Origin of the sequence: Alloacidobacterium sp. (assembly GCF_035631355.1) — a bacterium.
GTDB lineage: Bacteria > Acidobacteriota > Terriglobia > Terriglobales > Acidobacteriaceae > Alloacidobacterium.
Window position 1 is genome coordinate 124,186 of record NZ_DASQIX010000007.1, and the last position, 24,079, is coordinate 148,264.

At 55.1% G+C, this 24,079-nt stretch carries 25 protein-coding genes and 1 riboswitch; of the genes, 13 read left to right on the top strand and 12 right to left on the bottom strand.

The genetic code is table 11. The features are described 5' to 3' along the window. Window positions 1-70 precede the first annotated feature (70 nt). From VEV40_RS02435 to VEV40_RS02450, 4 genes are all read right to left on the bottom strand, one after another. Window positions 71-988, bottom strand: a complete 918-nt coding sequence (locus tag VEV40_RS02435; RefSeq protein ID WP_324829895.1) for a DJ-1/PfpI family protein — start codon at window positions 986-988, stop codon at window positions 71-73. Window positions 989-1,192: 204 nt separating this feature from the next. Beyond that, a complete protein-coding gene (locus VEV40_RS02440) occupies window positions 1,193-2,047 on the bottom strand; it encodes an inositol oxygenase family protein (protein ID WP_324829896.1) in 855 nt (284 codons plus the stop codon). 185 nt (window positions 2,048-2,232) lie between these two features. Continuing rightward, window positions 2,233-2,589: a hypothetical protein gene (locus tag VEV40_RS02445; protein ID WP_324829898.1), complete on the bottom strand. Its 357-nt coding sequence runs from the start codon at window positions 2,587-2,589 to the stop codon at window positions 2,233-2,235. A 13-nt stretch (window positions 2,590-2,602) separates the two neighbouring features. Further along, window positions 2,603-2,935, bottom strand: coding sequence for a hypothetical protein (locus tag VEV40_RS02450; RefSeq protein ID WP_324829899.1), 333 nt, complete (start codon window positions 2,933-2,935; stop codon window positions 2,603-2,605). On the opposite strand from VEV40_RS02450, the gene VEV40_RS02455 reads away from it, so the two are divergent. Continuing rightward, window positions 2,898-4,184, top strand: coding sequence for an EamA family transporter (locus VEV40_RS02455; protein WP_324829900.1), 1,287 nt, complete (start codon window positions 2,898-2,900; stop codon window positions 4,182-4,184). The two genes, VEV40_RS02450 and VEV40_RS02455, sit on opposite strands and share 38 nt — an antisense overlap. Window positions 4,185-4,187: 3 nt before the next feature. Here VEV40_RS02455 and VEV40_RS02460 read toward each other — a convergent pair whose 3' ends face one another. Together VEV40_RS02460 and VEV40_RS02465 are read right to left on the bottom strand one after the other, a co-directional pair. Continuing rightward, entirely contained in the window at window positions 4,188-6,233 is a 2,046-nt protein-coding gene (locus VEV40_RS02460) for a M13 family metallopeptidase (protein ID WP_324829901.1), read from the bottom strand. 140 nt (window positions 6,234-6,373) lie between these two features. Next, complete coding sequence (locus VEV40_RS02465; protein ID WP_324829903.1) at window positions 6,374-7,327, bottom strand: S1/P1 nuclease; 954 nt, start codon at window positions 7,325-7,327, stop codon at window positions 6,374-6,376. A gap of 168 nt (window positions 7,328-7,495) precedes the next feature. Between VEV40_RS02465 and VEV40_RS02470 the strand changes: the two genes are divergently transcribed. Beyond that, the gene (locus VEV40_RS02470; protein WP_324829904.1) at window positions 7,496-8,206 is read left to right on the top strand and encodes a potassium channel family protein; all 711 of its coding nucleotides are present in this window, start codon (window positions 7,496-7,498) and stop codon (window positions 8,204-8,206) included. A 15-nt stretch (window positions 8,207-8,221) separates the two neighbouring features. On the opposite strand, the gene VEV40_RS02475 is transcribed toward VEV40_RS02470, so the two are convergent. Next, window positions 8,222-8,875 (bottom strand): hypothetical protein, encoded by a 654-nt coding sequence (locus VEV40_RS02475; RefSeq protein ID WP_324829905.1) that lies wholly within the window; start codon window positions 8,873-8,875, stop codon window positions 8,222-8,224. 150 nt (window positions 8,876-9,025) lie between these two features. Here VEV40_RS02475 and VEV40_RS02480 point away from each other — a divergent pair, with 150 nt between their 5' ends. Beyond that, window positions 9,026-9,334, top strand: coding sequence for a hypothetical protein (locus VEV40_RS02480; protein ID WP_324829907.1), 309 nt, complete (start codon window positions 9,026-9,028; stop codon window positions 9,332-9,334). 83 nt (window positions 9,335-9,417) lie between these two features. On the opposite strand, the gene VEV40_RS02485 is transcribed toward VEV40_RS02480, so the two are convergent. Further along, window positions 9,418-9,651 carry a hypothetical protein gene (locus tag VEV40_RS02485; protein WP_324829909.1) on the bottom strand — a complete coding sequence of 78 codons (234 nt, stop codon included), beginning with the start codon at window positions 9,649-9,651 and terminating at the stop codon, window positions 9,418-9,420. Between the two features lie 825 nt (window positions 9,652-10,476). Between VEV40_RS02485 and VEV40_RS02490 the strand changes: the two genes are divergently transcribed. Next, window positions 10,477-10,734 (top strand): AbrB/MazE/SpoVT family DNA-binding domain-containing protein, encoded by a 258-nt coding sequence (locus tag VEV40_RS02490; protein ID WP_324829910.1) that lies wholly within the window; start codon window positions 10,477-10,479, stop codon window positions 10,732-10,734. Window positions 10,735-10,817: 83 nt separating this feature from the next. Here VEV40_RS02490 and VEV40_RS02495 read toward each other — a convergent pair whose 3' ends face one another. Next, entirely contained in the window at window positions 10,818-11,837 is a 1,020-nt protein-coding gene (locus VEV40_RS02495) for a P-loop ATPase, Sll1717 family (protein WP_324829911.1), read from the bottom strand. A gap of 8 nt (window positions 11,838-11,845) precedes the next feature. Then, complete coding sequence (locus tag VEV40_RS02500; RefSeq protein ID WP_324829913.1) at window positions 11,846-13,240, bottom strand: P-loop ATPase, Sll1717 family; 1,395 nt, start codon at window positions 13,238-13,240, stop codon at window positions 11,846-11,848. 168 nt (window positions 13,241-13,408) lie between these two features. Continuing rightward, window positions 13,409-13,522, top strand: a riboswitch (SAM riboswitch). Window positions 13,523-13,682: 160 nt separating this feature from the next. Between VEV40_RS02500 and thrC the strand changes: the two genes are divergently transcribed. The 6 genes from thrC to VEV40_RS02530 all read left to right on the top strand — a co-directional run bounded on the left by thrC (window position 13,683) and on the right by VEV40_RS02530 (window position 19,064). Continuing rightward, window positions 13,683-14,954: a threonine synthase gene (thrC, locus tag VEV40_RS02505; RefSeq protein ID WP_324829914.1), complete on the top strand. Its 1,272-nt coding sequence runs from the start codon at window positions 13,683-13,685 to the stop codon at window positions 14,952-14,954. After that, window positions 14,944-15,267, top strand: a complete 324-nt coding sequence (locus VEV40_RS02510) for a MoaD/ThiS family protein (protein ID WP_324829915.1) — start codon at window positions 14,944-14,946, stop codon at window positions 15,265-15,267. Before thrC ends, VEV40_RS02510 begins: the two co-directional genes overlap by 11 nt. Window positions 15,268-15,447: 180 nt before the next feature. Next, the gene (locus tag VEV40_RS02515) at window positions 15,448-16,134 is read left to right on the top strand and encodes a TetR/AcrR family transcriptional regulator (protein WP_324829917.1); all 687 of its coding nucleotides are present in this window, start codon (window positions 15,448-15,450) and stop codon (window positions 16,132-16,134) included. 2 nt (window positions 16,135-16,136) lie between these two features. After that, entirely contained in the window at window positions 16,137-17,261 is a 1,125-nt protein-coding gene (locus tag VEV40_RS02520; RefSeq protein WP_324829918.1) for an ABC transporter permease, read from the top strand. After that, window positions 17,254-18,003: an ABC transporter ATP-binding protein gene (locus VEV40_RS02525; protein ID WP_324829919.1), complete on the top strand. Its 750-nt coding sequence runs from the start codon at window positions 17,254-17,256 to the stop codon at window positions 18,001-18,003. Before VEV40_RS02520 ends, VEV40_RS02525 begins: the two co-directional genes overlap by 8 nt. Further along, on the top strand, window positions 18,000-19,064 hold the full coding sequence (locus VEV40_RS02530) for an HlyD family secretion protein (RefSeq protein WP_324829920.1): 1,065 nt from the start codon (window positions 18,000-18,002) through the stop codon (window positions 19,062-19,064). The genes VEV40_RS02525 and VEV40_RS02530 overlap by 4 nt, the downstream gene beginning before the upstream one ends. Here the strand turns inward: VEV40_RS02530 and VEV40_RS02535 are convergent, their stop codons facing one another. Beyond that, a complete protein-coding gene (locus VEV40_RS02535; RefSeq protein WP_324829923.1) occupies window positions 19,065-19,811 on the bottom strand; it encodes a PIG-L family deacetylase in 747 nt (248 codons plus the stop codon). A 42-nt stretch (window positions 19,812-19,853) separates the two neighbouring features. Beyond that, complete coding sequence (locus VEV40_RS02540; RefSeq protein ID WP_324829924.1) at window positions 19,854-20,531, bottom strand: ribonuclease HII; 678 nt, start codon at window positions 20,529-20,531, stop codon at window positions 19,854-19,856. A 483-nt stretch (window positions 20,532-21,014) separates the two neighbouring features. Between VEV40_RS02540 and VEV40_RS02545 the strand changes: the two genes are divergently transcribed. The 3 genes from VEV40_RS02545 (at window position 21,015) to VEV40_RS02555 (ending at window position 23,547) form a co-directional block, all read left to right on the top strand. After that, a complete protein-coding gene (locus VEV40_RS02545; protein ID WP_324829926.1) occupies window positions 21,015-22,133 on the top strand; it encodes an alkaline phosphatase family protein in 1,119 nt (372 codons plus the stop codon). A gap of 302 nt (window positions 22,134-22,435) precedes the next feature. Further along, window positions 22,436-23,143 carry a ribose 5-phosphate isomerase A gene (rpiA, locus tag VEV40_RS02550; RefSeq protein ID WP_324829928.1) on the top strand — a complete coding sequence of 236 codons (708 nt, stop codon included), beginning with the start codon at window positions 22,436-22,438 and terminating at the stop codon, window positions 23,141-23,143. A gap of 29 nt (window positions 23,144-23,172) precedes the next feature. Then, window positions 23,173-23,547 carry a DUF488 domain-containing protein gene (locus VEV40_RS02555; RefSeq protein ID WP_324829930.1) on the top strand — a complete coding sequence of 125 codons (375 nt, stop codon included), beginning with the start codon at window positions 23,173-23,175 and terminating at the stop codon, window positions 23,545-23,547. Window positions 23,548-24,079: the final 532 nt, after the last annotated feature.

Sequence of the window (24,079 nt, forward strand, 5' to 3'; positions counted from 1 at the left end):
AATGAAACCGTTGGCGCGGAAATTGGCCGACACCGCGTAGGGCGCAGATCGAGACAGTATCAAGTCGCAATCAGTTCTTTGCCGCTTCAATGTATTTTTCTGGAGTTGCGTCGAATAACTGTTTGTGGTCTGTAGAACAGAAGTAGTACGTCTTGCCTTTGTAGACGGCTTTGGGAGCGGTTGCGACGTCCACATCCATTTCACACACAGGACAAACGGGATGCGCGTCGGTCGAGACTCGGACTTGCTCGTATTCCTCGTTTGAATTGGGGTTTGTCCAGCCTTGTCCCTGGTATTCCATCTGGTACGCGGTGTCTTTTGCGACTTGGGTACCGAAATAGCGCTCGACGACGCGGAGGGCGAGATCGATCCCGGAGGACAAGCCGCCTGCTGTGGCGAGATTGCCGTTTTCCACGAACCGGGCACCGCGCTTCACGTTGATATCGGGATATTCCATCGCCAGTTGCCGATACGCGCTGTGATGTGTAGTGGCTGACTTGCCTGCCAGTAAGCCCGTGCGGGCAAGCACAAATGCTCCGGTGCAGACCGACATGGTAATGTCGGCGGCCTTTGCTGACTTGCGAATCCAGGCCAGCATGGCTTCACTAGGTTTACGCTGCGCCGGGATCACGATAACTTTGGGAGCAGGAGCAGTTTCGAAGGTGTAGGAAGGAAGGACCTTCATTCCACCGCTGGCCTCGATCGGGCTCGTAGTTTCAGCCACCGTGTAAAGGTGGAAGGGCATGTGGTCCTTGCGGTCAGGAATGTGGACATCCTGAAAGACCTCCCACGGCCCGCAGAAGTCGATGACCACGGCGCCGTCGGAGAGCACAAACGCAACTGGGATAGTGCCCTCGGCCGGCGGATTTAGTTTGGCCATGTCGCTCATCGGAGCGTTGGGTGTCTGGACGGCATGCAGGCCGGAAAAGGGAATGGCAGTGGTTATACTAAGCGCTGCTGATTGCTTGAGTAAGTCTCTTCTGTTCATGGCTCGCTCTTTCTTTGAAACGTTGGGCGGATGTTGAAGCCCAGCATTCCAATCGACGCTGTTCACCAATTAGCAAACAGCATATACAAGTCGAATAGCTACAGAGGAGGTTATTCCACAGAAAGGGCCTTTTGTTTAGGTAATCAAAACAAGCCGTTCGGCAACGCAAAGTGCCTTGCCAAGGTTAAGTGCTTATTATGCAGGCTACCAGGCGACCTTCTCCGGAAAGTACTCGGCGATGAGATCGTCGTAATAAGGCTTGAGATCTTTGAAGTCAGGCTTGGCTGCGCCCTTCGAGTACAGATCGTAGGGATTGAACTTCCGCACCCAGTCGAACATCTCCTCATCATGCGCATTCATCAGGTGCTTATACGCTCCATGCTTGTGCGCCGGATAAAAGGAGTGGTAGCGCAGCATGTAGAGCGCAGGTTCAGGCAGGTAAGGCTTGGCCACATGATAGATGTACTCGTCATGCCCCCAGGAGAGGTGGACTTTGTCGAGACCGCAGTTCGGCTCATACATGCCGTATTTAGTCTGATATTCGGGCACGTTGCTGTCCGGGTTGGCGGCAAAGTAGTCACGGAAGACGATTTCATCCGACCACGCACAGCCGACCGGGAACGTGTCGCCGACCACAGCCCACTGCGGCTCGCCGTAGAGGCAAAGAACCTTGCCGAGGTCGTGAATTAGTCCGGTAAGCACCATCCAGCGTGGATGGCCATCCTTGCGGATCGCTTCAGATGTTTGCAGCAGGTGTTCGATCTGGGTGAGATCGGTATCCGGGTCGCTGTCATCGACCAGCGTGTTGAGGTAATCGGCTGCTTCCCAGATGCTTTTTTTGCCGCGGTTGAGGCCGAGGAATTCTTTTTCTTTTTCCAGTACAAAGTCCATGGTCTGGTGCTGGTGGTTCAGCCGGTAAAACTCGGCCACGCCAGGATTGGCCTCAGCATCATAGTTACGGAACTCTTCTTCAGCTTTGCCTTCCTTGTAACGGCTGGCGACAAAGTCGTCCCAGTCGTCGAGGTGTTCCATAGGCTTTTCACGCGTGATAGTGTGCATGGGGAGACGTCCTCCGTGGCGACTTCATTATAGGAGTGTCGAGCCATGGCAGTCATCCTGAATCTGCTGGATTTTCAGGATTGGTAGCGATTCCATGCAAACCCGGGTCTCTGACGCAGAGAAGCCCATCCTACTCCTAAAGTTGACGGGAAGCAGAATGGGCTTCGTGAGTACATCGTTCAGCTTTACTGGACTCTTGCGTTGTGCTTGTCGCGATAAATGCGGCGCGATTCCTGGTTCTGCTGCTGATGGATGGTTTTGCGGTCTTGTTTGGTCAAGTGGCCATTGTCTTGCGCGCGCATGTTATGCTCCTCGCGGTTAATGGCTGATTCTTGCTTTTCCAGGTGCGCAGTCTCTCCTGCTGTAAGCTGGCCGCTCTTCACGCCTTGGCCAATGCGGTCCTGCTGGTTTTCTTTGCGCTGGTTGATGTCGTAATCGTGCTTGCCAGGTGTCGGGGTTGTAGCTAGCCCAGACTGTGCAAGAACAACTCCAGGGGAAAGGACGAGTGCTGCTGTAAGGAAACGGCTCTTAACGTTCATCATAGGCTCCTGTGTTTCATCTTTCTGTTGCGGAGCAGTTCAGGCTGCGACCGCTTACGGACAGTGTGAACACAGTCAGCAAAAAGCAAGTTGCGATGCGGGCGAAGAATTTATTTCTCGCAGTGTGACGCAACTTTTCATCAATGTATGCGTTGCCGGTTGGGATTTTTTTTGACAGTCCGGGAGCCTTGCCGTTAGGTTTATCGAGATGCTGAAAGCAATTTTGACTGACGCGCAGTTCTGGATCCCCGTGGGTGTTTTGGCCGTGGGTATCGCGCTGCTGGCCTGGCTTCATTAAAGAGGAGAGCGATTTGCCGAACACAGTAACGCGCGCGCAGACGGTCTCCATGCACGGCCTCGGTGTCGTCTGCGGCCTCGCAGCCGGCGTATGGCTCGGCGGCGCCGAAGCTCCGACAAAACTCGTAAATGTTGGCATTTCGCCCTTCGCCGTTTCGCTGGCCATGGTGCTCGGCGTATTTGTCGCACGCTGGACTCTGCCCACTCTGCTCAAAGGCACAGACTATGTATTTAGTGATCTTTTCACCAGGCCGCACCTGATGGTCTGGGCCGTGTTGGCAGGCGCACTCTGGGCCGTCGCCAATACACTGACCGTCTTCGCCATCCGCGATGTGGGACTGGCTATTGCGTTTCCGCTGTGGAACGCCAACAGTCTCATCGGCATCTTCTGGGGATGGCTGCTCTTTCAGGAAATGCGCGGAGCAGGCTTTCGCGTAGGCTCCCGCGTGCTCGGCGGAGCGCTGGCAATCGTCGCCGGAGCCATCCTGCTCGCATTTGTAACTGTGCAGCATACAAATACCGGCCATGCGCGCGCAGTGCACGGCATTCTGGCGGCGCTCGGCGCGAGCCTGTTGTGGGGCACCATGTATGTGCCCTATCGCAAGGCATATTTGAGTGGGATGAATCCCCTTTCGTTCGTTACCGTCTTTACTGTAGGGGAACTGGGCACGATGGCGCTGCTAGCCGTCACCTTCGGCGGCGGAGTCACGCATCTGCACGCCGAGTTGTACATGGCCCGTCATGTCGTGTTCTGGATTTTCCTTGGCGGCTTTTGCTGGGTCATCGGCGACCTCTTCCAGCAGTATGCGACCAAGTACATCGGCATTGGGCGCGGGATTCCGCTCTCAAACACGAACCAGCTTTGGGGCCTCGCCTGGGGCGCGCTGGTTTTCGGCGAATTGGCCCACGTCAGCGGTGAAGGCCGCTGGCTGATCGTCGCAGGCTCGCTGCTGATGATTGCTGGCGCAGTGTTTATCAGTTCCGCAGCGGCCCCTGCGCGCGAACAGGCCTCCGGACGCGACGCCATCTCCCGCGAGTGCGAGCGCTATGGGTTGAGCCTGGAAGAATGCGTGGCTGCGCAGCTCGGCGCCAGGCACGGAGACGGCGAAAAAACCAAGCGCCCCTGGTGGGATGTTTTAATTGTAGCCGTCGCGGTTACGATATTCCTCTGGCTTGGACTCCAGGCCGAAGTCCCTCCGCTGGCGATGAATACCTTCTGGACAATCTCGTTGTGCGTCGTGATGGCATTCGCTGCGCTTGGGTGCGGGTGGCTTCTCTGGAAGCGCACCCGCTTTGAGTAATCCCTACCAGATGCGCACGCGGTCAGGCGGAGCGAGATAGAGCTTCTCTCCCGGTTTTACGTTGAAGGAGGCGTACCATGCGTCGATGTTGCGCACGGTGTCGGCGCGGTATTGTGCTGGGGCATGCGGATCAGTAAGCACCTGCCGGCGCAGCGCGGCTTCGCGCGCTTTTGATCCCCAGTTCTGGCCGAAAGCGATAAAGAATTGCTGGTCGCCGGTGAATCCGTTCTGCTCGGGCGCAGTCTTGCCATTCAACGAGGCATGGTAGCCGTCATAGGCCGCCGCAATACCTGCGACGTCGGCAATGTTTTCTCCCAGCGTCTGCTTACCATTGACGTGGACATCGGGGAACGGCATGTAGGTGTCGTACTGCACTGCCAGCCTGGCGGTCGATGCGTCGAAGTGCGCGAGGTCTTCTGGCGTCCACCAGTTGCGGACGCGGCCTTTCGAGTCGAAAGCCGCGCCTTCGGAGTCAAAGGTATGGCTTATCTCATGACCAATCACCGTGCCGATGGCTCCATAATTAGTGGCGGCTGGAGCCTGCGCATCGAAGAACGGTGGCTGCAGTATGGCTGCCGGGAAGTTAAGCGCATTCTGTAACGGCAGGTTGACGGCGTTGACGGTTTGCGGCGTCATGCACCAGCGGTGGCGATCGACGGTGGTGCCAAGCCGCGCGAGTTCGCGATGGTAATCAGCGAGATCGCCGCGCCAGATGTTGCCAAACAGATCTTCTCGCTTGACCTCATAGTTGGAGTAATCCTCCCACGTCTCCGGATAGCCGATGCCGACGTAAAGTGTGTCGAGCTTGGCTTGCGCTTCAGCTTTCGTCGCCGAGGCCATCCATGTCAACGCGTCGATACGCTTGTGAAAGGCGGCGATGAGGTTCGCGACCATCGCCTGCGCCTGCGCTTTGGCTTCAGGCGGGAAATAGCGTTGCGCGTAAAGCTTACCCACTTCATCGCCGAGCAGGCCGTTGACGACCAGGACGCCGCGCTGCCAGCGTGGGCGTTGCTCAGGCGTACCGGAAAGCGTTTTGCCGAAAAAGGTGAAACGCTCATCGGCGAAGGTTTTTGGCAGAACACCTGCATAGTCCTCGATGAAGTGGTAGGCGAGCCAGTCCTTCCAGCTGTCGAGTGGCGTTGATGCGACAAGCGCGGATTCTCCAGCGAATGCCATCGGCTGCCAGACGATAAAGCTGGACTGCTTGTCGAGCCCGGCAGCGCGGAAGTATTCCGTCCAGTCAAGTCCCGGAGCATTCGTTGCAAAGTCGGATTGCTGCCAGGTGTTATTGGCCTTGTGGATGTCTTCGTCTTCAGCGAGAGAGATGTGCTTTTCCGCGATGGCGTGTTCGAGCGCGACGACGTTGGCTGCGCGCGTATCGGCATTGTCGAAGCCGGCGAGTTTGAGCATGGCGGCGACGTGCGCCTGGTACTTTTCGCGCAGGTCGCGCATGTGCTGGCTGTCGCTCAGGTAATACTCGCGGTCGGGGAGTTCGAGACCGCCCTGCAGCAGATAGGCGGTGTAGTGGTCGGAATCATTAAATCCGGGCGCAACCCACAACCCGAACAGGTTCGATGTGTGGAAATTGGTGTTGTTCAGCGCGTCCACATCGGCGCGCAGCGTTTCGCCGAGAGCGCGGGCGAGTTCAGTCTTGTCCTTAATGGCAGCGATGGCGTCGAGGTGTGGCCGCAACGGTGCGAGTCCCTTTGCCTCGATGCCCGCCTCGTCCATATAGGAGTTGTAGAGGTCGGCAATCTTGCGCTTGCCTGATCCGGCTGCCGCATCGGATTTGGCCGCTTCCTCAATCAGGTCTGCGGTGCGCTTGTTGCTGAGGTCGGCCAGCCGTGTGAAGACGCCGATGCCGCCACGGTCAGCGGGAATCTCTGTCCGCTTGATCCAATCGCCGTTGGCGTAGAGATAGAAATCGTCGCCCGGTTTGATCGCCGTATCCATGTTGGCGACGGCGATGCCGTGAGTTTCCTGCGCGTGGGTAAAGACGATAGGCAGGCAGGTAAAGACGCATACGACGGCTTTCAAGACTCGATTCATGCAGATATGCTCCAATGCTGCTGTTGACGCAAACATTAGAGGGTAGCACGCCGGACACGCTGATTGGCCAGCCTGTGACGACGCGTTCACTCAACGGGATGAATGGGACTCTCGAATTGGAGCACTCACAAGACTTTTCTCTATTTCAGATTCTCGTTCAGCAGATTCGCCAGCCGCGCGCCAGCCAGCGCAACCCGCTGCTGCGCGATGGCCAGCGAATTCGAGCTATATGCCTCATCGAGCGTATAAGGTCCGAGCGCCGCGCCCACAGGTACGACATACACGCTTGACTTCGCACGATCGAAGCTCTCCTTCACCCAGTCAGCTTCATTTGCATCGCTTGCATCTGCTCCGGCTGCTGGGAGCAGTTGGGCTGCCTTTGCGGCTTTCTTAAAGTCTTTCGTTTCTCCTGTTCCCAGGATGTTGTCCCAATAGCCGTGCAGGTCTCCGGGCGAGTTGGTGAGCTTAACTGAATTGCCGCCGGCATCACCGTGCTGCTGGCCCGGCGCTGACGTTACCCGGGTGCTGCCGTGCAACGGTTGATGTACGTCGCCGACGAGATGCATGATCCAGACCAGATCATAGGATTTGAGGGGGTCGCTGGCATTCGAAGCGAGTACCTGGCGGAAGATGCCAATCTGGGTCTCGGCATTGGGCGTGGGAGTAGATGCCGCTGACAGACTGCTTCCATCGGTGCTGAATGGTATGTCGATGAAATGCCAGTACCTGTGCATGTACTTGTCCCGATAGCCTGTGTTTCTGGTGGCTTCGTCAGTCTGTGGCGGAGTGTCAGCATCCTTTTTGTATCCGCTATTGCTGGCTTTGATCTGGTCGGGCCAGGTGGCTGCCATCATAAATATGTAGAGGTCCTGATCGTCAGGAGTTGTTCCAGCGGGGATGATTGCCTTCCACGTTTTGTAATTTGGGTTCTTTTTGAGCAGCACCAGTGCGCGCTGCCGTGTGGCCGGAGTCATCTGTTGCCATGCGGCATACGCCACCGCCATGTGGCCGATAGGATTCCATGCGTTGGCAGGAGAAAGGCCGATAAACAGGCAGATAGCGAATACCACGGCGGAGCGCAGACGAGTTTTCATGCAAGAACCCCCTTCGTTCACGAAATTGGGGGAGATGACGGCAGGCCCGTTACTTAGAACGGCATTGTCTCATTGAATAGTGTCCCGGTCTCCGAAAAACGTGCGGTAAAGTTGCGTTTTGGCGGTTGGAGAATCGGCTCATGCTAGCATGAGCGCGTATTTTACGATATGAAAGAAGCCCGACTGATTCGCGTTGCTGCCGAAGGCAGGCATGTCTGGTATCAGAGCAAGTTCATGTGGCTGTTTATCTTTCTGCTAGGCGTGCTGGTCTGCTATCCCTATTCGGTGGGAAGCAGCGTTCGCTATTACTCATATCGGACGGCGTTCTGCGCAGTCATTCTTTTTACGGTTTACGCGCTTAATCTGCGGCGGTCGTTGCTGGTGGTGGCTCTGGTGCTGTCTGCTCCAGCGATCATTCAGCACACCGTTTACCTTGCAGACATCAAGAGTCCAAGCGGCGTTATCAACTCGTTAAGTGCGCTGGCATTCGATATCTTCATCGTGGTCGTGCTGTTCCGCCGCATCTTCGGCAATCTGCGCGCTGATTCGGAGGCGATCTTTGGAGCGCTGTGTATTTATCTGTTCGTCGGTTTCGGCTTTACCAGCGTCTTTCTGCTGGTGACGTATTTTCAGCCGCATGCCTTTTATCTTGATCCGGCGGTCAATAGCCATCAGGTCCTGAATCGGCTGGATTCTATTTATTACAGCTTTGGCACCATGACTTCGTTGGGCGCGGCGGGAATTACCCCAGCTTCCAGCGAGACCCGACTGCTGACGATCATCGAGTCATTGCTGGGAGTACTTTTTCTCGCGGTCCTGATTTCCCGCCTGATGTCGGCGTATGGAAGCAAACCCCTTCCACCGGACCCGGGGAAATAGAGCAAAAACTTCTCATCACAAAATATTTACCGCCCGAGCCGCCAGCAAAGCCACTGTAGTAAAGGAGATAAGCGCCTGCACCATCATCAGGACCTTGGCCCATCGCGAAAGGACCGGCACGTCCGTAGGCGAGAACGCCGTGCTGGTGTTGAAGGCCAGGAACAGGTAATCGACAAAGCCGGGACTCCAGGACTGCTCGCCCATTTCGCGTTTGGCCTGCTGGTCGAGCGTCATCTGTGGAAAAAGGAAGGCCCCATCGGTGTGGACACCGCGCAGTTCGCGGGCGCGCGGACCTCCGGCGTCAAGCCGCCAATACCACGATGCGAAAACCAGGATGTTCGCCAGCCATAGCGCTCCGGCCGAGCGCAGCAGATCCGGCGGCGCTTCCTTATGCGACGGCAGGGCAGCGATGAGAAGGCAAAGCGACCACACCATGTCGAGCGTAACAATGGAGATAAGTACATATCCGAGAATTTTGTTCATCATCTCCAGTCCGCGATAGCGCGCCCAGTAGGTGGGGACCATCAGCACCGCAACCACAGCAATAAGCAGCCACGCGGGCCCGGCGGACAGTGATTCGGGCATAGCCAGCCGCAATCCGCCCACTGCGAGCAGAGCCAGCGCCGCGGGCCAGCGAGGTTCAAGACGCTTCGGAGCATCCGATTTCATGTGTTCCCCATCATGCAATGCCAGTTTGTCGGGGAGCAATCCCCGGAATGGAACCCATCTTTGGAACTTGCCGTGCAGGTAATGGCGGTATTCGCTCGTTTCTCCTCCAGGAACGTAAACAAGCGTACACAGGCGATAACAAGAGAGGTCATGGGGATGATAAAGCGGTCAAGAGTAATGTATGTGCCGTGGGATGCCGATGCGCTGGCTGACGCGCTTTTTGACACCGAGGACCTGGTCCAGGCCCGGATCCTGGCCAAGGCGCTGGCCATCAAGGTGGTGGACGACACGCAGTCGGACAAGCTTGAGGCCAAGTATCTGAAAGAAAATCAGGTTGAGGCCCTGGCGCAGGAGAAGACCCTGGCTGAAGCATTGATGCAGCAATGGATGCGGCCACTTTTGGAGGCTGCGAGAGAAGGAGAACCTTCCGATATATCGCCCAGATATCTGGAGTGTTAGGAATTCAGGTCTTAAAGAGAAATAAATTCACAAATATAGCCATCTCTCCCAAGCTCTTCCACTGATGAGGATTTATGGATCACCTACTGTTGAAAGACTGCACTCCACCCCAGCCGTTGTCCGGTGGAGACGAATATAACCTTTGTGTTGATGGCTTTCGCCTCAACTATCAACACGCGGAAGCGCAGTCGAGAGAAGCCGCTGCTGACGCCAAAATGAATGAAGCGCAGGATTCCGCCAATCCCGAGGAGCAGTTTGAGCACCTGAAAGAGGCGGTCGCGGAGCGGCATGAAATCATGTTTGCCCAATTTAGCCATGTCCAGGATTGCTTTATCTGCTCGGTAGCTTTCGGGTTAACTCCTGCGCCCAAGGTCCGGCCACAGCGTAGGCCGTTTGCCCAGCTTCTGACGAAGTTGGCCCATGTGGTGAGGCCCTCAAAGCTGAAGGCTGGACTTCAACGGACTTAGAGCATTTTGGGGTTAGTGTAGCGGGGTAGAAGCGCCTGGCCTTTTAGGCCCGTGAACTCGCTTCTTTAGAAGGGTTAAGTAGAAATGATCCAGTGCCTCTTTTATTGGATAGGGGGAACCCTCGGAGAGATATCGGCCACCCACTAGTGACGGACACACTTATACTGGTGTTCCCTCTTCCAGGGTGGTTGACCATGGGATCGAACAGCCGAATAAGCAGCAAGCAACTTCCCGGTATTTGTCTGCTCCTCATCTGTTACTTGAGCAGCTCTCTATTGGGCTGCCAGAGCAAACCGCACTATGTGGATCTCAACTGGACCCCCCATTAGTTCACCAGTGCCAATCGTCGGGTATAACATCTACTGCTCAGCCGATGGGGATTCCTCCTATCACCGGCTGAACTCGTCTCCGCTCAAAGAGCCCAGTTATACAGATCATCTTGTCCAGAGCGGTCGCACGTATCGATACGTTGTCAGGAGTGTTGACAATCAAGGAACCGAAAGTAGTCCATCCGTTACAGTGAACGTGACCATTCCCGAATAGTCCCTTTCCCAATCGGTTCAAAACCCGGGGCATTTATTCTCTTTGACTTTCGGCCCAGCGATGGGACAGGGTGTGCCTCCGAGATGATGCGCTTGGGTAGAATGTCTCTCTGGGGGGTAAGAGTGTCTTACCATGCAAACGAGGGTCTCCACAAAAGGACAGGTGGTTCTTCCTGGCCTGATTCGCCGCAGGCTAGGCATTCGCACCGGAGACTCGCTTGATGCCAGCGTTGAAAATGGGCGCATAGTCCTGGCTCCGCAAACAAAGCGCGCGCGGCGGGCAAGAATCACGAAAGACCCGCTGACGGGGCTTCCCGTGCTGGATGCAGGCGCGGGCGCTCCGGCGCTGACGAGCAAAGAAGTTGAGGAGATTCTGGCCAGCTTTCCATGAGATATCTGCTTGACGTGAATGCGCTGGTGGGCTGGGGTTGAGAAACCACGAATTTCAAATTCAGGACACAGCACCCGCTCGAACTAGAAGAGTTGAGGCCACCCCTGAGGTTCTTGTAGCTCTAAATAAGCCCTAAAAGGAGCATTGATTTCGTACCGATGTTCGCCTCCATGAGTCACGGCGAAGCGAGATGCGAGAACAAGATTCTTCTGTAGCTCTTTCTTCTCGTCCGCATATGCAAATTTTCCGGTACTCACCTCAAGACCGAAAAACGTGAGGTTTACGAGCTGTGTAATCACATCATCTACTCTTTCTGCGCTTATCCCCGCCCTTGAAATATGTTGATGGACTGTCGATTCAAGCAGCACAGATGGCTCTCCTACAAACTCCAATAGAACCCCCTCTAGCTCTGGGATCAAAGAACTGTTCTCCACCAAAATAGAGTCCCAAGCATACAGAGAATACTCCTTCTCGCCGTCTAAAATATCTTTCTGTTCCACTCTATCGTGCTTACGATTTACAGCAAATGAAACAGCGGCTTTCACGATATAAACCATATCGCGAGGCCGAGGTAATATGCGGCTAACTAAATAATCTCGAGTCGGAATTCCTCTCACTTCAGAGCAGAAATACTTATGCCACATAACGGCGGGATCGCTAGCTGGTCCATGTGATGCCACATAACGTTCTTCAATAATACGCAGCAATAGCTCAGCATCATTCCAAGTCAATCTAGTATGCGAAATTTTGTCTGGTTCGTTAGCCGCTTCTGTTATTCGATTAAAGATGTCGCTCCGTAAGAATATGGCGCTGTTAAACCTCGTTGAGTGTCTGCTTCGCTCGCCATACCTTAACTCTTCTCCTACCCTCTCAGTCGCGGTAATTAAGCCAAATAGAAACTGCGTGAGATGTTCAGTATCCGCTTTTCTCGTCCAGGGTTTGTCCAGATTATCGATAAGCAGGATCACCTGATGCTTCTTGCTTAAAACCTCGCTTAGAGCCGATCTTAATCTGCTTAAAAGGCTGTTGTGCAATGCTTCGGATATGCCTTGATGAAATTGTTCAGCTGAGCCAGAAGACTCAACTGTTGCTATTTTCCCCACAGCACGTTCTAGGCGTACAGGAAAGTCACCTGCAAGAGCTTTTCTTCGCTTTCAAGGAGATTTAGAAGTTTTGAACACGATGGATCAGCCAAAAGCCATGGAGTTACATTCTGAATCTGATGAACAGCAGCAAGCGCGAGCTCCGTAAAAAGCAAATACTTCCAAAGGCTTTCGATTACATAGCCTTTGTGATCACTCATCTTGTAGCTAGCGAAAAGCCTAGCGAGGGCATCCATCTCGTAACCGACAGGCTTAAGAACGCAAACAAGATTTGTTGCTTCTCTGCTAATTTCGTGAGTCGCTTGAATAAGGCTTGCTGTCTTGCCGGTGCCTTTGCGGCCAACGAATATTGTCTGTGTTCCATTGATGACATCCATATGGGCTGTTGTTTCTACAAAATAGTCGGACAGCAACTCGGCCTCGTTCTCAGCGACATATTCTCCAAGCTGTAAATGAAAATCACGGAGTTCCGTGGCGAGCTTAATCGCTCCGACATGATTCGGCTCCGAAGTGACAGAAATGGATAAACTTCCATTCGATAGTTGTGATAGCCATTCTTCTGTTAGCTTTCCAGCCTCCACTGGCGTCGTGTAGTACTGCATTAAGTCACGGTAATCCAGTGGCGCAAGAACCTCGTGATGCTCTGTAAGAATCAATAGCGGCGTGTCGAAGCCCTTAGCAAGGCCGCTAACGAGCGCATAACGAGCGTTGGTCAATTTGCTGCCTTCTCGCTGAGGGCTCAAAAAGTGGGCGAGCACACCAGGCGCGTGCAAGATCTTTTGTCCATACCAGTAAAGAGGCTGTACTAAGGACTCTCTTGGATCACCCAAAATAGGCTTCGGATTTAAATTATCAAGGGCTCGACTTACCCTGACGCTCGCTTCTGTATCGTGACGACTTTTAAGGTATAGTAACGGCTCGATTCCTTTGCTTGGTGGCAGAAGCGGTTCGATGGAATCACGGAAAATAGTATCTTCTAGAGTCAATTGAGGGTTGTCTGCAAAGAATCTTTTGATGATTTGTTCAGCATTCGTATATGGTCTGTAACCGACTGTGGTCAGGAGACGAAGTTGTTCAAATTCAGCCTTGGAATCAACATAGCTGTCATCCCGCATTAGCCAGATTCTCTTGTCCCTCGCGATTGCAAAACCTAACTCAAACATTACATTTGAGTTGATTGTTGTGATGTCCGCACAGAAAAAATCGCAGTCGTCGATTTTGTCGCAGACTTCTTGAATAATGTATCTACCACCGATTTCAAGTGTTTCCCAGGCAACGAGCGTCGCTTTTTGGCTTTTATTTATTGATTCGATGGCTGCCTTGATAGTCGCAGGAATGGAGTGGGGAGTTTTGCCGTAGGCGAAAAAGCCAGTTGGAATCTTGAAGGAGAATGACGCCGACATCGCGAGGAGCGGGGCCTTTCATGAATCGAAAACATCATACAGATGCTGTTCAACCGAACTCGCTTTTTTCTAAGACCCTAGAAATTATTTCCTGACGACAAGTTGCATTGCCTCCAAGCCTGTGATACAAACTAAATATTCAAGTTTGCTCCTTGTGAGCGAGCCTGAATTTCATGCAGAGTGGCTGAGGGACGGGCCCTGTGACGCCACGACAACCGGCTCAAGCAATTTGAGACATCGGTGTCAACTCTCGCTCACCTTAAGTGGTGGGGTACATGAGATTCGGGGTGCAAGCTGTATCGCATCTCGCTAAATCCCAGGTAGTCGGCAGTATCGGTAGTTTTGCAGTAACGAGAATCGTCACGTAGTGCCCGTGCAGATTTGCACTCAATGGGGCGTATCCATTGAGGCTCCTGAAGTCGCTCTCGGATGCGAGGGCAGAATGGCTTCATCTTACGAATTGTGTTGTCGGGAATGCGGGAAGCGGTATGAGAATCAGCCGCTCTCGATTTGTGACGAGTGTTTCTCGCCGCTGGAAGTACGGGTTGATCTCGACGCCGCGAAGAAGACGGTGACGCGCGAGTCGATTGCGCAGGGTCCCACCAATATGTGGCGCTACCAGGCGCTGCTGCCGGTCCCCAATGATTACGTTCCGCAGACGCCTGCGGGATGGACGCCGCTGGTGAAGGCTCCCCGGCTGGCGGAGCGGATTGGCGCGAAGAATCTCTACATTAAGAATGACGCTGTATGCATGCCCACGCTGAGCTTTAAGGACCGCGTGGTGGCCGTAGCACTCGCAAACGCGCAACGGTTCGGGTTCGATACCGTCGGCTGCTCGTCGACGGGAAACCTGGCGAACTCTGTGGCGGCGCAAGCGGCGCGGCTGGGGTTGAAGACGTACATCCTGGTTCCGGCGGACTTGGAAGCAGCGAAGATTCTGAATACTCAGGTTTACGGTGCGAACCTCATTCGCATCGACGGCAACTATGACCATGTGAACCGGCTCTCATCGCAGATTGCGGACCGCTTCAACTGGGGATTTGTGAATGTGAACTTGCGCCCCTATTATGCGGAAGGCTCGAAGACGGTGGGCTTTGAGATTGCGGAGCAGCTTGGCTGGCGCTTGCCGGACAACGTGGTTGTGCCGATGGCGGGCGGCTCGCTGATCACGAAGATTCGCAAAGCTTTCAAGGAGCTGATTGCGCTGGGCCTGGTTGAACCGAAGGATGTTCGCTTCTTCGGCGCGCAGGCTACGGGGTGCTCGCCGATTGCTCGCGCCGTGAAGACAGGCGCAGACCACATTGAACCGCAGCGGCCTTCGACCATTGCGCGCTCTCTGGCTATTGGCAATCCGGCGGACGGCGTGTATGCGGCGCGGGCGATTCGTGAGAGCGGCGGCTGGGCCGAAGATGTGTCAGATGTCGAGGTCGTCTCGGGCATTCAGGAACTGGCGGAGACGGAAGGCATCTTCACAGAGACCGCCGGCGGCGTCACCACCGCAGTTACAGCCCGGTTGTATGCGCATGGACGCATCAAACCCGAAGAATTGACGGTGAGCTGCATCACCGGCAACGGCCTGAAGACGACGGATGTGCTCAACGGCGCGTATGAGACGGAGCAGGCAATTCGTCCGCGGCTGACGGATTTTGAGAACTACATCAACGAAATCAAGGAATTGAACGAGCTGGTATCAGGAGGCGCGGATGTCCGTTAGAGTATTGTTGCCGAATGCGTTTCAAAAGCATACGAATGGCGCGAAGGAGTTGCAGTCGAGCGCGTCAAATCTGCCGCAACTGATTGATGAGATCGAGACGAATTTTCCCGCGCTGAAAGCGCACCTGCGCGACGAAACGGGAAACGTGCGGCGGTTTATCAACTTCTACGTCAATGAGGAAGACATTCGTTTCCTGGGCAATGAGAAGTATGCCTTCAAGGACGGCGATGAGGTGCTGGTCATTCCTTCCATCGCCGGTGGATCTTGTTCGTGCTGCTCGTATTGCGGACAGGAAGAGTGCACCTGCTATTAGGTTCCTCCCCTAGGCCCTCCCAGGAAATGCGCGGATTTCAATCCGCGCATTTCCTTTTTGCGCAAAATTCCTTGACGAAAATTTGACGCCTGCTTCCCGAATCTTCGCTTGCCCGGCTGTCATCTGTGTAATTAGAATTCAAACGATTGTTTGAAACAGTCGTTTAAAATAGAGAAAATCATGGTTGCTAAAAAGAGGGTTGAGAAGACGGCACGGGCTGCGGAGCAGGAAGACGCGCGTACACGGCTGATTGATGCGGCCATCACGCTGTTCGCTGAGAAAGGCTATGAGGGTACGAGCGTACGCGATCTGGCGAAAGCGGCTGACGTGAATGTAGCGGCGGTGAGCTACCACTTCGGCAGCAAGGACGCGCTCTATACCGAGGCGCTGAGGGCCTGCCTGGCGCCATGCGGCGAAATACGAGAGCGGATGCAGGTCCATCTAGATGACGCGCGGCGCAGGAAGACCCGGAAAGCAGCGGAAGAGGCGCTGCGTGGATGTATCCGTGATTTTCTTGAGATACTGGTTTCCCCCGCGGCAAAGCACAGTCATCTGGTCATGCGCGAGCAATCGGAAGGCAAGCCGCGTTTTGAACCCGTAATTCGTGAATTTTTCATGCCGGTGGGAAGTATTCTCCAGCAAGTGATTCTGCTGCTTGCGCCGGAGCTTCCACAGTTGAGCGTCTTCATTGTGATTTCGGGAATCATCGGGCAGTGTCTGCACATGTGCAAAGCGCGAATCTCTTATCGCGTGCTTGCCGGCGTTGACTCGCACAGTCCGGAATACATCGATATAGTTTCAAAACACATGGCGCATTTGACTGCGCTGGGGTTGCGTGGGCTGGAGCGCGAGAAAGGGGCGGTCTAGCGATGTGGAAAATTGCGATCAAAATGCTGATGGGCGACCGCAGCAAGTATTTCACGCTGGTGAGCAGCCTGATTGTCGTCTCGTTTTTGTTCCTGCAGCAGGGGTCGATTTTCTGCGGGCTGATTCTGCGCACCGCGCGGCCTGTCGAAGTGGTTGGAGCGCCGATCTGGGTGTGTGATCCGCAACTCAGAAGTGTGGACGAGAGCAAGCCGCTGCTCGATACCGATTTGCAACGGGTCCGGAGCGTTCCCGGCGTAAAGTGGGCCGTGCCGCTGCTGATGCAGCTTGTGTCAGCACATTTGCCGGACGGGAATTTCCAGACCGTGCGCTTGTATGGGCTGGACAACGATACCTTCTTCGGCAGGCCGAAGATGATTTCCGGCAACGGACGGCTGCTGACGCAGGACCAGGCGGTGATTATCGGCAGGGCAGAGTCGGAGAAGCTGAACAATCCCAAGCCGGGTGATGTGTTTGAGATGAACGACAACCAGGCGCGCGTAGTGGGGATTGCTGATGTGCCGCGCGATTTTTTCTCGTATCCGTTTGTGTACGCGTCGTATGACCGCGCGTTGCAATATGCGCCGCAGCAGCGGAAGCAGTTGAACTATGTGCTGGTCGCTCCTGAGGACGGAGTGCCGGCGGAAGTGATTGCTCAGCGTATCCGCAAGATGACCGGCCTGGGCGCATACACCGAGCAGGAATTTCGCTGGCTGACGATGGACTACTACATGCAGAATACGGGCATCCCCGCCAGTATTGGGACCTCGCTGCTGATGGTGTTTCTGGTGGGCATGTCGATTGTAGGGCAGACGTTTTACCAATTCGCGCTGCAGAATGAGCGCTACTTTGGCGCGCTGAAGGCGATGGGCACAAGCTCGGCTACGCTGACGAAAATGATTCTGCTGCAGGCGCTGTTAGTTGGGCTTGTAGGGTTCGGCGTGGGCGCGGGGCTGGGCGGCGTCTTTGGACTGTTTGCCGGAGGACCGGACAGCAAAATTGCTTTTGCTACGCCATGGCCGATGGTGGTGATTAGTTTTGTGGCGGTCATTGTCATCTGCCTGCTGTCGGCGCTTTTGAGCATTCGCAAAGTTGTGAAACTTGAACCGGCGGTGGTGTTCCGTGGCTAGTAACTGCGATACGCAAAATGGCACACATGCCGCCTGCCTGCGCGGCGTGACGAAGTTATTCGGCGTGGGGACGACGGAAGTCCACGCCCTGAATCAGGTTGATTTCAATGTGCATCAAGGCGAACTGCTGTTACTGGTAGGGCCTTCGGGCTGCGGCAAGACCACGTTGTTGAGCGTGCTCGCGGGGATTCTGGATGCTACTTCGGGCGAAGTTGATGTCTTTGGGACGCGGATCGACCAGCTTAGTCAGCAGGAGAAGACCGTGTTCCGGCGCGACAATATCGGCTTCATTTTTCAGCAGTACAATCTGCTGCCCACGCTGACGGCGGCGGAGAACGTGGCGATTCCGCTGCTGATTCACCAGGTGCCTTTCGACCAGGCAGTGGCGAAGGCGCGGATATATCTCGACAGGGTTGGCATGGCGGAGCGCGCCGACTTTCTGCCCGCGCAGCTTTCAGGAGGGCAGCAACAACGCGTGGCCATTGCGCGCGCGCTGATTACGGAGCCGCGGCTGATTGTATGCGACGAGCCGACTGCGGCGCTCGACGGCGAGACCGGCAAGATGGTGTTGGAGATGTTTCGCTCGACGGCACTGACGGACAATCGCGCGATTGTTGTGGTGACGCACGATAATCGTATCTTCCCCTACGGCGACCGCATTGCTGAAATGCTGGATGGGAAGATTCTCTCGATTCACGAGAATGAATTTGCGCCCAGTCATGGAAAGGAGAATATCCAATGACAAAGCGGCTGAGCATTATCATCCCGCTGCTGGGAGTTGTTTTGATTGCGGTCTGGGTGACGGTTTCGGCGCGGCGTGTGCCGCATGAGAAGCCGCTGGCTGCACCGCCAACCGCCCCATATGCGAACTCGATTGCGGCAACCGGGATTGTCGAAGCCTCAGATAGAAATTACAATCTTGCGCCTCCCGTGTCGGGCCAGTTGAGCGCGTTGTATGTGAAGGAAAACGACATTGTGCATCGGGCGGACAAGCTCTACACCATCGACGACCGCGAGCAGCGTACCGTCGTTGAGCAGGCGGAAGCGAATGTCGCAAAAGCGCGTGCGACTGTGCAGACAGCCCAAGCCGATATTGTGACCCAGCAGGCGAACGCGACTAGCGCGAAGGCTGCTGTAGACACAGCGAAGGCCACCTATGATGATGCTGCGCAAATAGCCCAGCGCAATGAGGGCCTGCATAAAGACGGAATTATTTCCGACCAGGCAAACATGACGAGCGCGAAAACAAACGACGCTGATCATGCCCGCTGGCAGCAGGCGGTAGCTCAGTTGAAACAGGCCGAAGCGCAGTTAGGGAATGCAGAAGCGTCGCTCTCTGAGCAGCAGGCCAATTTGCAGACGATGATTGCCACGCGCGATCAGCAGCAGGTGCTGCTCGACAAAATGACGGTGCGCGCTCCGGCGGACGGTAAGATTCTGCAGGTGAACAACCGAGTGGGCGAGTATCTTTCAAGCACGTCGGGCACGTCGCCGGTGCTGTTTGGCGATACCGATTCGCTAATGGTGCGCGTGGACGTGGACGAGATCAACGCCTCGCATGTGCTGCCCGGCTCGACCGCGATGGCGATGCTGAAGGGCGATTCGTCGCGGCAGTTCCCCATGCAGTTTGTGCGTATCGTGCCCTACATGGTGCCGAAACAAAACCTGACCGGCTCGAATTCAGAGCGCGTGGATGTGCGCGTGCTACAACTAGAGTTTCGTTTTGCGCCGCCCTCATTCCCGGTTTATGTAGGACAGCAGGTGGATGTGTTTATTCACCCGCCGGAACGGGCGGCGAAATGATCAGTCTTCAATGACTCCGGCGAAAAGGGTTGTGTCTTCCGCCAGCGGACGCGAGTTGCGGGCGGCGGCGAGCAGATAACTCTCGTCATTCATGTGTTTGTCGATGAAGTCGCGGACGCGCTCAAGCACGCCGTGTTGTGTGGTGTGCATCTTAAAAGCCTCGATCTTCCGCTCCTTCCATTGGCCCAGTTCGAGAGTGAAAGAGTACGGGACGCGGGCCGCCTCAGCGCCTTCGTTCGATTTGTAGACAGACACCCAAGGTGTGCTGGAGTAGTAGAGCTTCTGTGGCGAATAAGGTGCGCCTGCGTCAGGGAAAAGCTGCCCGCGTCCAGCCCAATGGAAGGCAGCAGTAGCAGCGAGCGAGACGATCGTGTGATCGCGATGCAGGTTGACTCCGCCATCGCCGCCGAATGTGAGGACGACCTGCGGCCGGTACGTACGAATTTTTCCGACGAGTACGCCAGTCAGCTCATAAAAATTTTGTTGATCGAGTTTTCCGTCGGGATAGTTGAGCACTTCGGCATGCGTAAGGCCAAGCAACTGACTTGCCGCTTTGAATTCATCGCGCCGCAACCTGGCAAGTTCTTCGTCGCTGGCAGCGGTGCCGCGGAAGCTCCCTGCCGCACCTTCAGTGAGACAGATAACAGTGGTTTCCACTCCTTTATCGTGCGCCATGAGCAGCGCTCCGCCGAATGCTCCGCTTTCGTCGTCGGGATGCGCGGTGAGGCACATCATGCGATAAGACAAAGGTGTAGCTCCTGTGCTCTCAGTGTAACGAACAGGGGTATCTTAAGCAGGCAGCAAGTCGACGGGCACGTCGACAATTTCAGCTTCCGGCGGCATGTCCCACGGAAGAGAAGTTTGCGCGACGGGACGAAAGCTTTTGCGGTGGAGCGAAGTCGGACCGTACTTGTCGAGCGCGGCAAGATGCTCAGGCGTGCTGTAGCCCTTGTGCGAAGCGAGACCGTACTCAGGGTACTGCTCGTGTAATTCGCGCATGCGCTGATCGCGATAGACCTTGGCGATGACGGACGCCGCCGCTATGGATATAGACAGCGAGTCGCCGTAGATGATGCTGGTTTGCGCGCAGGGGTGGTCGATGCGGAGCGCGTCGATGAGCAGATGATTGGGTGCGGGTGCGAGCTTGAGCACAGCGTTAGTCATGGCCAGCCTCGACGCCTGGTAGATGTTAATGCGGTCGATGGTGGCAGCGTCGACTTCCTCGATGGCAATGGCGGTAGCTCTCTGCTCGACAATTTTGGCTAAGCGCTCGCGATCTTCGCGCAGGAGCTGTTTGGAATCGCGCAGACCGCGGATGCGGGTGTTCTCGGGGAGAATGACAGCAGCTGCAACCACACATCCGAAAAGAGAACCTCGGCCAACCTCATCTACCCCGGCGATGACAGTGAATCCCTGGGTGCGCGCGGCCTTCTCATACTTGTTGCCGCAGTGAAGCGAGCGCAGCATCCGCATCTTTCTGGTTGCTGCGGTGAGGCATTCTTCCTCTGAAATTTCGTCAGGTTCCAGAGTGAATTTTGGCGCGCGGGGCATTGAGTTGAGTTTAGCGCTGAAGGAGCGGTGGATGGTGGTGGAAAAGTGGGTACAGTTTATTCAGGCTGTGCCTCCACGTACGACCCACCGCACAGCAATGTGGAGTCATTCGGGAGCAGATTGAAGAACTCACGAGTGCATATCCTTTGAGTACAAAAACGATTTAGCATCCTATTTGCCCTGGAGCAAGTAAGTGCTTGTTCCAAAGCAACGCCTGGGGTCGGGCGTCAATGAGAACATCTGATCGAGCACTGACCACATAAGTTACAAATCTGCTGCCTTGGAGTTTACTTGAAGATTCAACGAAGGGATTTCCTTCGCTCTGCCCTTAGTGTGACTGCTGCCTCGGTTCTTTCATCCTGTAGTTCCCTCCGATCAACTCTGGCGCCAGCTCTGCCATTGCCGGAACATTCCGGCATCGAGCATGTCGTTGTTGTCATGATGGAAAATCGCAGTTTTGACCACTTTCTCGGCTGGCTGCCAACCGCAGACGGAAAGCAAGCCGGACTGAGTTACATGGATCAAACTGGCGCAATTGAAAATACACATCACCTGGCAGGCGATTTCACCGGCTGTGGCCACATTCAACCCGATCATTCCTATCAAGGCGGAAGAATCCAATTCAACGCGGGAAAGATGGATGGTTTTCTGCGTTCTGGAAACGACATTTTTTCACTCGGTTACTATCGGGAAGAGGACTTGACATTTTTCGGCGCTCTGGCACGTCAATACACTACATTAGATCGATACTTCTGTTCCTTTATGGGCCCCACGGCTCCGAATCGCATCTTTCTGCATTCAGCGCAGACGGACAGGATCGATGGCTCGCCAGGCGTTTGTGAATTGGAGACCATTTGGGACCGCATCTCAGATGCCGGGGTGAGTGGCCGCTGCTACTCTCAGGTGCTAAATCTCTGGGGTTCGGAGTACACGGGCTTCATTTACAGCTACGAAGATTATCTGAGTGACACTGCATCCGGCCAGTTACCCGCAGTGTCATTCGTCGATGCGCCCTATTCTGCGCAGACCGGAGCGGTTGATGATCATCCGTTCGCGGATATTCGAAATGGCGAAGCTTTCCTGTCACAGACGTATCACGCTCTGGTGAATAGCCCCTGCTGGCCCAACTCAGTTCTGATCGTTACATTTGACGAATGGGGCGGCTTCTTTGATCATGTGCCGCCGCCCAGAGTCATTGCGCCAAACACGACGGATGCCGACCTGATCGACGGGCGCGCTCTTTTAGGCTTTCGGGTGCCAACCGTGATTGTGTCTCCTTTCAGCACGGGATCACCATCGTTTCCCCGAGTGAATAGCACGGTTTTCGACCATACGTCCGTGCTTAAGCTAATCGAATGGCGCTGGAATCTGCGGCCTCTGACAGCGCGAGATGCTTCGGCCGAAGTCGGGAACCTGGCCAGTGTTCTGGATTTCGCGAGACCACGAACTGAGTTGCCTGCGCTTCCGGTTGCAGTTCCGGTGGAGAAGTCTCCATGCGATGGCTCGGCTTCCGACTGAAGGCTGTTCCGCGAAATCGCTTCCGAAAAGACGGGGTAATGTGGATAAGTGTATTTGCGCTGCTATTTTCGCTTTAGAATCAAAGGCTTATAACTTCTCTTTCAGGGCGGGTGGCCGTGACAAGAAAATCTCGCAGAATCCAATCGGCGCGGTACTTTGTATTTTGGCGAGTTGTCATGCTCGATCTGAATTATCTGCGCTATCCCAGCCTCGTTCAGAAACCGTGAATCTGCCGTACGATTCGATGGTCCTATACCGCGCATCTGGAAAGTTCCTGCGTTCCCGTGATATCACGATGGAGCATGACTCAACCAACAGATGTCGCGGAAGCGGCGAAGCGCAGAGCAGCGGAGTGGGCCGCGCAACAGATTCACGACGGCATGGCTGTCGGGCTTGGCTCGGGCACGACCTCCGCGCTAGTGATCGAGGAGGTGGGCCGGCGGGTTGCTGCAGGCCTGTGCATCACTGCAATCGCCACCTCGGAGCAATCCCACCGCGAAGCGGTCTCGCTTGGCATTCCTATGACCGACTTCGCCCACCAGCCACATCTTGACCTAACGATTGATGGCGCTGATGAAGTCGAGGAAGGCACGCTCAACCTGATCAAGGGCCACGGAGGCGCGCTATTACGCGAGAAAATCGTCGCTATGGCCAGCAGCAAGCTGCTGATCGCGGTCGATCCACGCAAGCTGATCAAGACTCTGGGCTCGGTCTTCACAGTTCCGGTCGAAGTGGTTCCATTCGGCTGGGAGACAACGGCTGTGCGGCTGCGCGATTACGGCTTTGCGCCCGAGCTGCGCGTCAACGATGATGGCAAGCCCTATATCACCGACGGGCAGCATTACATTCTGCACTGCAGCCTGCCGAAGTCACGCCTGACGGCTGAACAGGCCGCTGATGCCTTCAGTCAGACAGTTGGCGTAGTTGAGCATGGGCTTTTTCTCGGAATGGCAAGCAGGGTGGTAATTGGGAGTGCGGATGGGATTCAGGTGCTGGAAGCGAGGCACTGACGTGGTCCGATGGTTGGATGGAGGCCTCGATGATTCAACTCAAGCGCGCTTATGATGCTGTGAACAATGATGATGGAACCCGTTTCCTCGTTGAGCGCCTCTGGCCGCGCGGCGTGAAAAAAGAAGATCTGCGCCTCGGTGGCTGGCTGAAAGATGTGGCGCCGAGCGCCGAGTTGCGGAAATGGTTCAGCCATGATCCGGAAAAATGGACGGAATTTCAGCGAAGATACTTTGCCGAGTTGAAAGAACGGCCGGAGGCACTGGAGCCGATTCTGAAGGCGGCCAGGAAAGGCCGTGTCACACTGATTTTCAGCTCCCACGACGCCATTCACAACAATGCGGTTGCGCTGAAGAGCTATATTGCAAGTCACACTCCATCTAAAGCAAAGAGACTCAGCCGCTGAAGAATCGCTCTTGTTGCTCGGACATGATCGGTGGACACTCCGGGTCTAAGCTCGGCGGCGGTATACCAGCGGCATGGTGCTGAGAACCGGCCGGGATTTAACCACTCCGAGATGTAGGATCACCCAAAGAGATGACATATTCCGCAGCGACTACAACTGCATCATGTCCGGAGCGACGCATTCTTTTCTAGCTTACTTACTCGCAGCCGCACCTAGCGACCCAAGTGCTTTGCTTCCGGATATTCATTAAAGTCTTGATTTTCCGAATCGCCATGCTGTAGTCTCCCCGCCAGTGTCAGGATGTCCCCATCTCCCCGGTAGTCTGCTCCTGAATTTCGATAAACCAGTAAGGCGGGATTCTCTGACTCAGAACTTACAAGTGTGTTTGTAGTTTTTCAGCCATCGGAAAGGGGAATTCATGAAACGAGTTGGAAAAATACTTTCGATTCTTTTGTTGTTGGGGTTTGTGTTCGCGACCACATCCGCTTGCTTTGCGCAGCAAAACGATGATCAAGTACCCATCAGCTTTTTA

Coding starts and splice junctions, on each gene's coding strand:
- VEV40_RS02435 (WP_324829895.1), bottom strand. CDS start 988: ATGAACAGAAGAGACTTACTCAAGCAATCAGCAGCGCTTAGTATAACC.
- VEV40_RS02440 (WP_324829896.1), bottom strand. CDS start 2,047: ATGCACACTATCACGCGTGAAAAGCCTATGGAACACCTCGACGACTGG.
- VEV40_RS02445 (WP_324829898.1), bottom strand. CDS start 2,589: ATGATGAACGTTAAGAGCCGTTTCCTTACAGCAGCACTCGTCCTTTCC.
- VEV40_RS02450 (WP_324829899.1), bottom strand. CDS start 2,935: ATGGAGACCGTCTGCGCGCGCGTTACTGTGTTCGGCAAATCGCTCTCC.
- VEV40_RS02460 (WP_324829901.1), bottom strand. CDS start 6,233: ATGAATCGAGTCTTGAAAGCCGTCGTATGCGTCTTTACCTGCCTGCCT.
- VEV40_RS02465 (WP_324829903.1), bottom strand. CDS start 7,327: ATGAAAACTCGTCTGCGCTCCGCCGTGGTATTCGCTATCTGCCTGTTT.
- VEV40_RS02470 (WP_324829904.1), top strand. CDS start 7,496: ATGAAAGAAGCCCGACTGATTCGCGTTGCTGCCGAAGGCAGGCATGTC.
- VEV40_RS02475 (WP_324829905.1), bottom strand. CDS start 8,875: ATGAAATCGGATGCTCCGAAGCGTCTTGAACCTCGCTGGCCCGCGGCG.
- VEV40_RS02480 (WP_324829907.1), top strand. CDS start 9,026: ATGGGGATGATAAAGCGGTCAAGAGTAATGTATGTGCCGTGGGATGCC.
- VEV40_RS02485 (WP_324829909.1), bottom strand. CDS start 9,651: ATGGCTAAATTGGGCAAACATGATTTCATGCCGCTCCGCGACCGCCTC.
- VEV40_RS02490 (WP_324829910.1), top strand. CDS start 10,477: ATGCAAACGAGGGTCTCCACAAAAGGACAGGTGGTTCTTCCTGGCCTG.
- VEV40_RS02500 (WP_324829913.1), bottom strand. CDS start 13,240: ATGTCGGCGTCATTCTCCTTCAAGATTCCAACTGGCTTTTTCGCCTAC.
- thrC (WP_324829914.1), top strand. CDS start 13,683: ATGGCTTCATCTTACGAATTGTGTTGTCGGGAATGCGGGAAGCGGTAT.
- VEV40_RS02510 (WP_324829915.1), top strand. CDS start 14,944: ATGTCCGTTAGAGTATTGTTGCCGAATGCGTTTCAAAAGCATACGAAT.
- VEV40_RS02515 (WP_324829917.1), top strand. CDS start 15,448: ATGGTTGCTAAAAAGAGGGTTGAGAAGACGGCACGGGCTGCGGAGCAG.
- VEV40_RS02520 (WP_324829918.1), top strand. CDS start 16,137: ATGTGGAAAATTGCGATCAAAATGCTGATGGGCGACCGCAGCAAGTAT.
- VEV40_RS02530 (WP_324829920.1), top strand. CDS start 18,000: ATGACAAAGCGGCTGAGCATTATCATCCCGCTGCTGGGAGTTGTTTTG.
- VEV40_RS02540 (WP_324829924.1), bottom strand. CDS start 20,531: ATGCTGCGCTCGCTTCACTGCGGCAACAAGTATGAGAAGGCCGCGCGC.
- rpiA (WP_324829928.1), top strand. CDS start 22,436: ATGACTCAACCAACAGATGTCGCGGAAGCGGCGAAGCGCAGAGCAGCG.
- VEV40_RS02555 (WP_324829930.1), top strand. CDS start 23,173: ATGATTCAACTCAAGCGCGCTTATGATGCTGTGAACAATGATGATGGA.